This is a genomic window from Gordonia sp. (in: high G+C Gram-positive bacteria) (assembly GCF_049299075.1).
Classification (GTDB): Bacteria; Actinomycetota; Actinomycetes; order Mycobacteriales; family Mycobacteriaceae; genus Gordonia.
In genome coordinates, this window is the sequence record NZ_JBAQWU010000530.1 from 1 (window position 1) to 3,569 (window position 3,569).

Here is a 3,569-nt window from a genome sequence, read left to right on the forward strand (position 1 = left end):
TCCTCCTGGAGCGGCCGACCACCAAATTCGAAGGGCGCGCCGAGCGCGAAGGCCGGTTGGTCAACGAGTTCGTGTATCTCAAGCCGCGCAGCACGGTGGCCGCCGCGCAGCCGCCAGCGTCCGACACATCAGCGGAGGACTCGCAATGACGCCTACCGACTTTCCCGGCACCCCGTCGCCATCCACCCCGTCGCCATCCACCCCGCCGCCATCCACCCCACCGCCATCCACCCCGCCGGCTCGTCGCGTACTGCTGGTCTGGGACGCCCCCAACATGGATATGGGTCTGGGCGGAATCTTGGGTGGACGCCCCACCGCTGCGCATCGACCACGCTTCGACGCGCTCGGCCGCTGGCTGCTGACCCGCACAGCGGACCTCTCGGTGCACTCGGACGCTCCGCTGGAGCCGGAGGCCACGGTCTTCACCAATATCGTCCCGGGCAGCGCCGACGTGGTTCGCCCGTGGGTGGATGCGCTACGCAATGTCGGCTTCGCTGTCTTCGCCAAGCCGAAGCTCACCGAAGACAGCGACGTCGATCAGGACATGCTCGATCACATCGAGCTGCGCCGATACACGACCGGCCTGGCCGGCGTGTTCGTTGCTTCGGCCGACGGACAGGCCTTCCGCGAGCCGTTGCTGGAACTGGCCCGCGAGGGCATCCCGGTGACTGTGATCGGGTTCCGCGAGCACGCCGCCTGGGCGGCTACCGCGACCGAATTCGAGTTCATCGACCTGGAAGACATTCCCGCGGTATTCCGCGAACCGCTACCGCGTATCAACCTCGATTCGCTGCCGGACGACGGCGCGTGGCTGATTCCGTTCCGCTCGCTGGAGACCCTCTTGAAGTAGGACTTGCTGCGTTTTCTCAGTTCGACCTGAAACAATGCCCAACGGGATTGCTATCCCGGCAGTGCGGCCCGACAAAGGAGGAACCGGCGTGTTCGGATCCATCGGCTCATTCGTGTACCGAATGCGCTACACGGTCATCGGCGTGCTTATCGCCCTGATGGGTGGCATGGGGCTCTACGGCCTGGGTCTGCCCGACCACCTGTCGCAGAGTGGTTGGTTCGACCCGAACTCGGAGTCGGTGCACGGCTCGATCATCGCCGACAGCTCCCTCGGCCGCGACCACAAGGCAGATGTATTACTGCTGGTCACGCCGCCGGAAGGTACTCCGATCAATGATCCGGTCTTCGACAAGAAGATCGTCGGTATTGTCGACGACATCGCCGAGAAGTCCGGTGGCATCATCAGCCGCATTCCGCCGTCGGGCGCCGACGATCTGGAGCACGCCGGCCTCATCGATCCCTTCCAGGAACCTACTTCCGGCGCAGACGAGTTGGCGCAGGCCCGCAAGCGCGAGCGGATGTGGAATCTCGAGGAGAACAAGGGCTTCGTCTCCATCGGTATCCGCGGTAACGACGACACCGAGATTTTGGCGAACTACAAGGCGGTCGAGCCGCTGTTCGACAACCTCAGTGCGACGTACGACATGCCGGGCACGACGTTCCAGTTGGCCGGCCTGCAGCCGGTCGCCGGTTCGATGAGCCACGGTATGGAACAGGACATCAAACGCGCCGAGCTGATCGCGCTACCGGTGGTCGCCCTGATGCTGCTGTTCGTCTTCGGCGGCGTGGTGGCCGCCATTCTGCCGGTGTTCATCGGCGGCCTGACCATTGCTGGCTCGCTCGGCATCATGACCGTCCTGGCCCAGGTCACCGAGTTGAACGTCTTTGCCCAGTCGGTGGTCACCTTGATCGGACTGGGGATCGCGATCGACTACGGCCTGTTCATTGTGAGCCGCTTCCGCGAGGAAATCGCCGAAGGCTACACCGTCGAAGCCGCGGTCCGAAGAACGGTGATGACCTCGGGTCAAACGATTGCCTTCTCGGCCACGATCATCGTCGCCGCCCTCGCCTGCGTGCTCATGTATCCGCAGGCCTTCCTGCGTTCGGTGGCCTACGGCGCTATCGCCTCGGTGGGCCTGGCGGCACTGCTCTCGATCACGGTCTTGCCGGCCATCCTGGGTATTCTGGGTCGCCGGATCGACGCGTTCAGCGTCCCGTTCCTGCGCCGTACCCGCACCCGGGAAGAGATCATCAACGGCTTCTGGGGCAAGCTCTCCAGCTGGGTAATGAAGCATCCGGTCAAGGTTGCGGTGCCGACGGTGCTGCTACTCCTGGCCCTGATCATCCCGTTCGGCAACATCGTCTTCGGCGGCATGAGTGAGAAGTACCTTCCACCGGACGACAGCCATCGCGTGGCCCAGGAAGACTTCGACCGAGCGTTCCCCGCCGAGCGCACCGAAGAGGTCAAGCTCGTCATCGTCTACAACCCCGACGATGAGGGCGCCGAGTCGAAGATTCAGGCGATCGCCGCCGAAGCCAACGAAATCCCGGGCTTCACCAAGAAGTTTTCGACCGATCCGGATCTGGGCGGCCTCGATGGCGTCTATGAGCGGCAGGGTAGCGAATACGGCGTGATCCAAATGTCGGCCGGCCTGCGGCAGCGGGAGACCACCGCCGAGGCGATCAAGGAACTGCGCGCCATCAACCATCAGGGGCTGACGGTCTATGTGGCCGGAACTCCGGCGTTGACCCAGGATTCAATGGACACCCTGATGGGCAGACTGCCGCTGATGGCCATCACGCTGGTGCTGGTCACCGGTCTGCTGATGTTCCTCGCGTTCGGCTCCATCATTCTGCCGATCAAGGCGTCGCTGATGTCTGCGCTCGGGCTTGGCGCCACGCTCGGCATCCTGACCTGGATGTTCGTCGACGGCCACGGCGCTGGTCTGCTCAACTACACGGCCGGACCGCTGTTCGGCGCCGTTCTGGTGTTGATCATCGCGATCGTCTACGGCCTCTCCACTGACTACGAGATCTTCCTGGTTTCGCGCATGGTGGAAGCTCGACAGAACGGCGCAACCACCACCGAAGCCATTCGCGACGGCACGGCCCTCACCGGCCGCATCATCACCGCGGCCGCCGCGATTCTGGTGGTGGTGACCGGCGCCTTCGCTCTCAGCAACATCGTGCTGATGAAGTATCTGGCCTTCGGCATGATCGCCGCCCTGATCCTCGACGCGACCATCATCCGCATGCTGCTGGTGCCCTCGGTGATGAAGCTGCTCGGCGACGACAATTGGTGGGCACCGCAGTGGCTGCTCAAGATCCAACGCAAGATCGGTCTGGGCGAAGCCGTGCTGGAGGACGAACCCCAGGACAAGGATCCCGCCTTCATCCCGGTCGGCACCGGCGCCACCACCGTGGGTACCGTGGTGGCCGCAGCTCAGGCGGAAACCACCCAGTTGCACGTCCAGAAGCCGCAGGCTAGCGCAGATCGTCCGGCGGCAGGCAATGCCGAGCCGCGGGGCCGCCGTGCCCTCGCGCTACGCCGCCGGAAGCCAGCGGCCGACGAACCCGACGCCGTCGACCACGGATCGATCGACGGCAGTCCCGTGCTCGCGGAGGGACATCTCGACGACGTGCTCGGCACCGGTTCACCCGCCGCGAATCCAGCGAGCGGCACCCAGCCAGCCGCAGCGTCCGTCCCCCGCGCCGCGCAA

The 3,569-nt window shown here is 64.8% G+C and carries 2 protein-coding genes and 1 pseudogene; all 3 read left to right on the forward strand.

The window, feature by feature from the left end; genetic code table 11:
- Positions 1-149 (forward strand): annotated as a pseudogene (locus WAW85_RS16895) (tRNA (guanosine(46)-N7)-methyltransferase TrmB); the annotation flags it as partial.
- Positions 146-850: an NYN domain-containing protein gene (locus tag WAW85_RS16900; RefSeq protein WP_422560741.1), complete on the forward strand. Its 705-nt coding sequence runs from the start codon at positions 146-148 to the stop codon at positions 848-850. The pseudogene WAW85_RS16895 and the gene WAW85_RS16900, both read left to right, overlap by 4 nt.
- An 88-nt stretch (positions 851-938) precedes the next feature.
- The coding region (locus WAW85_RS16905; RefSeq protein ID WP_422560742.1) for an MMPL family transporter at positions 939-3,569 on the forward strand (2,631 nt) is incomplete at its 3' end.